Origin of the sequence: Rhodoferax sp. (assembly GCF_011391645.1) — a bacterium.
In the GTDB taxonomy this organism is placed as follows: domain Bacteria; phylum Pseudomonadota; class Gammaproteobacteria; order Burkholderiales; family Burkholderiaceae_C; genus Rhodoferax.
In genome coordinates this window covers 1-3,824 of record NZ_JAABQC010000148.1, presented here as the reverse complement: position 1 = coordinate 3,824, position 3,824 = coordinate 1, and the positions used below count along the sequence as shown (strand labels likewise).

At 61.6% G+C, this 3,824-nt stretch carries 6 protein-coding genes; 4 read left to right on the top strand and 2 right to left on the bottom strand.

The genetic code is table 11. From position 1 onward, the window contains the following. Positions 1 to 311 (bottom strand): ATP-binding cassette domain-containing protein (locus GPS82_RS13420; RefSeq protein WP_296495559.1); only part of this gene is annotated, 311 nt, incomplete at its 3' end. A gap of 10 nt (positions 312 to 321) precedes the next feature. Next, positions 322 to 927, bottom strand: coding sequence for a Fur family transcriptional regulator (locus tag GPS82_RS13415; RefSeq protein WP_296495557.1), 606 nt, complete (start codon positions 925 to 927; stop codon positions 322 to 324). Positions 928 to 1,045: 118 nt separating this feature from the next. Between GPS82_RS13415 and GPS82_RS13410 the strand changes: the two genes are divergently transcribed. Genes GPS82_RS13410 through GPS82_RS13395 form a run of 4 tightly spaced genes read left to right on the top strand, consistent with a single transcriptional unit; the run spans position 1,046 to position 3,816 of the window. Then, on the top strand, positions 1,046 to 1,261 hold the full coding sequence (locus GPS82_RS13410) for a hypothetical protein (RefSeq protein ID WP_296495555.1): 216 nt from the start codon (positions 1,046 to 1,048) through the stop codon (positions 1,259 to 1,261). Beyond that, positions 1,255 to 1,992 (top strand): metal ABC transporter ATP-binding protein, encoded by a 738-nt coding sequence (locus tag GPS82_RS13405; protein WP_296495553.1) that lies wholly within the window; start codon positions 1,255 to 1,257, stop codon positions 1,990 to 1,992. Before GPS82_RS13410 ends, GPS82_RS13405 begins: the two co-directional genes overlap by 7 nt. Beyond that, entirely contained in the window at positions 1,989 to 2,873 is an 885-nt protein-coding gene (locus tag GPS82_RS13400; RefSeq protein WP_296495550.1) for a metal ABC transporter permease, read from the top strand. The genes GPS82_RS13405 and GPS82_RS13400 overlap by 4 nt, the downstream gene beginning before the upstream one ends. Before the next feature lie 25 nt (positions 2,874 to 2,898). Continuing rightward, positions 2,899 to 3,816, top strand: coding sequence for a metal ABC transporter substrate-binding protein (locus tag GPS82_RS13395; RefSeq protein WP_296495548.1), 918 nt, complete (start codon positions 2,899 to 2,901; stop codon positions 3,814 to 3,816). Positions 3,817 to 3,824: the final 8 nt, after the last annotated feature.

Below are 3,824 nucleotides of genomic sequence, written 5' to 3'. Positions count from 1 at the left end.
TGCGCTGTCTCCAAGTTTTGCGCTACCGTGAGCGCCGCACTCAAATGCAGCTTTTGCGGTAAAAAACCAATAGCACCAGCTCGCCAGGCGTCAGCGGCCACAGAATGAAGCGCAGTCACATCCTGCTCCGCCACCACCAACCGGCCTGAACTTGCGCGCATCAAACCTGCCACCAGCGCCAGCCAGGTGGATTTGCCGCAGCCCGACGGACCGCTGAGCAACAGCACCGCCCCCTGGGGCAAGTCCACATCTGGAAAGTTGAGTGTGGTGCCGTTGGGGTAATGAAAGCTCAGGGACCGGGTGCGAATCATTCGGAATTCCTCAAGGGTTCGACACCGCCCTGGCCTTGCCAGCTCCTGCCGTCCTGCTGCTTTGAGGTGCTTCAACAAGCGGTGTCTCTTGCGTGGCGCTGGCACAGTCGGCACAGACACCACGCACCGCCAGGTCCAGGCTCACCCCCTGATAACCCAGCGCCTTGAGCGCTTGCAGCGCATTTTGTGCGGCCACTTCCAGATCCAGCGCGTTACCCTGCAGCGCACCCGCCAGGGGGCTGTCGCGGTGACAACTTTGGCATTCAAAGTGTGGCAAGGCGTGAACGCTTGCCGGCATGGCCTGGTAGCGGCGCACACGCTGGGCATCCACCCGGCACAACAGCAGGCCCACTTGCGTCAGGCGATCAATCAGACGGTAGAGCGTGACACGGTCCAGCGCCGCGCCAGCCAATTGATCAAGATCTGTGCCAAAGGTCTGAGCGGCACGGTCATCAGCTTGCAAGGCGGTTTGCAATTGTGCGTGGGTGTAACTGGTGTCGGGGTGTGCCAGCAGCCAACCCAGCACGCGCCGCGCCGCCACCGTGCGGCGCAGCCGGTGGGCGGACAACAGGGCATCGATCGGGTCAGGCACAACAGATTTGAATTGATCGGGCATGGCATTGAAGGAAAAAGAAATTTTTAGTCAAAACAATTAATGCAATTGAGTTGCGATAAACTATATCGCAATTGAGTTGCATTATGACGGCAATGCCAAATTTTTCCAAAAATCACCGATGACTGAAGCCACCCAACAAGCTCGTGAAAACCATCATCATGACCACGCACCGGCGGCTTTGAACCCGCGCGATATGGTCGGGGTGAGGCGTGTCTTGCCTACCCGCAGCGTGCTGGCCTGGCCTGCCTGGCTGCGGGTGGCGGCGGTGCTGCCTTTGGTGCTGGCCTTGTGGTTGGCGGTGTGGTGGGCCAATGAAGGAGCTGCGCTGTGGTGAGCGTGGACAACCTGACGGTGAGTTACCGCCAGCACCCTGCCCTGCACCATATCAGCGGTGAGTTTGTGGCGGGGGCGTTGACGGCGGTGATTGGCCCCAACGGTTCGGGCAAAAGCACGCTGCTTAAAAGCATCATGGGCTTGCTCAAACCTGCCGGCGGCCAGGTGCGCACCCGCACACCGCGCCAACGCATTGCCTACCTGCCGCAACTCACAGAAATTGACCGCAACTTTCCGCTGCAAGTGCGCGACTGCGTGCTGCTTGGTTGCTGGAGCGCGGTGGGAGCCTGGGGCGGCACCAGCGCGCAAATGCTTGCGCAAACCGATGCCGCCATCCGCGCCGTGGGGCTGGAGGGTTTTGAGCGGCGCACCGTCGGATCGCTCTCCAGCGGCCAGTTCCAGCGCGTGCTGTTTGCACGCCTGCTGATGCAGGACGCGGAGCTGCTGCTGCTGGACGAACCCTTCAACGCCATGGATTCGCGCACCACCGCCGCCTTGCTGGACTTGATCCATCAATGGCAAGCACAGGGCCGCACCGTGATTGCCGTGCTGCACGACGATGCGCAAGTGCGCGCCCACTTCGACCAGACCGTGTTGCTGGCGCGTGAGCTGGTGGCCTGGGGGCCAACGGCACAGGTGTTGACCGAGCCCAATTTGCAGCGCGCCCGCGCGCTCGCTGAAGCTTGGGACGACAACGCCGAAATCTGCCACACCGATGAGACCGGCGCATGACAGATCTTTGGACTCTGTTGGTTGGCCCGTTTGCTGAATTTGCCTTCATGCGCCGCGCCTTGGTGGCCACACTGGCGCTGGCCATCAGCGCCGCGCCATTGGGCGTTTTTTTGACACTGCGGCGCATGAGTTTGCTGGGTGATGCGATGAGTCATGCGGTGCTGCCCGGCGTGGCCGTGGGCTTCATGATGTTCGGCCTGTCATTACCCGCCATGGCACTGGGCGGGGTCGCCGCCGGCCTTCTGGTGGCGGCGATTGCGGGTGTGATCAGCCGCGCCACGACTCTCAAGGAAGACGCCAGCCTGGCCGCCATGTACCTGCTGGCGTTGGCTGTTGGCGTGACGCTGATTTCACGCCAAGGCAGTCAGCTGGACTTGCTGCATATTTTGTTTGGCAGTGCACTGGGCGTGGACGCCCAAGGCCTGCTGCTGGTGGCCGGCGTGGCCAGCGCCAGCGTCATCACGCTAGCCGCGTTGTACCGCGGCTTTGTGCTGGAGACCTTTGATCCGGTGTTTTTGGCGGCTGCTGCCGGGCGCAGTTGGCAACGCGGCTGGCTGTGGCAGCAAATCTTTTTGATGCTGGTGGTGGTGAACCTGGTGGCCGGCTTTCAAACCCTGGGCACACTGATGGCAGTTGGGTTGATGATGCTGCCTGCTGTGTCTGCCCGACTCTGGCATGAAAGCCTGGCCGCGCAACTGCTCAACGCCAGCGTGCAAGCGGCGCTGGCCGGTGTGGCCGGACTGCTGCTCTCGTACCACATGGACACCCCAAGCGGCCCCACCATCATCGGCTGCGCCGGGCTGCTGTACCTGATGTCATTGCTGATCTCGCCCGGCGGTTGGTTGCCGCAAATTCTCAAACGCCCGCATCGGGTCGGCTAGTTCTTTCATCACTAAAAGGTCATCCATGAAGCGATCCTCGCTACAAATTGTTCTAGGGTCTGCCTTGGCAGCCAGCGGCCTCTTCACCGCGCAGGCCAATGCCACCGAGCCTGTGCCTGTGGTGGCCTCGTTCAGTATTCTGGGCGATCTGGTTCAGATGGTGGGCGGTGAGCGGGTCAAGGTGATCACCCTGGCCGGGCCCGATGCCGACGCGCATGAATTCACCCCCAGCCCGGAGCACGCCAAGGCGGTGCTGGGCGCGCGCCTGTTCGTGGTCAACGGCCTGAGCTTTGAGCCCTGGGCGCAGAAACTGGCCAAGTCTGCGGGCTACAAAGGTCAAACTGTGGTGGCCTCCAACGGTCTGAAGCCGCGTCAGATGGCTGTAGCTGCAGGCCACAGCCACGCCCACTCCCAGACCGACCCCCATGCCTGGCAGAACCCTTTGAACGTGGTGCAATATGTGACCAACATCGCTGCGGGTCTGGCCAAAGTTGACCCCAGTGGCGCAGACTCTTACCAGATAAATGCGCAGGCGTATGCCAGGCAGCTCAAAGACTTTGATTCCCAGGCCAAGGCGCAGTTTGACGCAATAGCGCCAGCCAAACGCAAAGTAATCACCTCGCACGACGCCTTTGGGTACCTCGGGGCGCGCTACGGCATCACCCTGCTCTCGCCCGAGGGCGTGAACACTGACAGCCAGCCCAGCGCCAAGCATGTCGCCGAACTGATCCGCCAGATCAAGCGCGAAAAAATCAAGGCGGTGTTTGTGGAAAACATGAGCAACCCGAAGCTGATCGAGCAGCTCAGCAAAGACGCGGGTGTGCGTGTGGGCGCCACCCTGTATTCAGATGCCTTGTCAGAGGCCGGCGGGCCAGCACCCACTTATCTCAAGATGATGAACCACAACCTGACGCAACTGCTCGCCGGCATGCGGCTGAACTGAGCGTGACC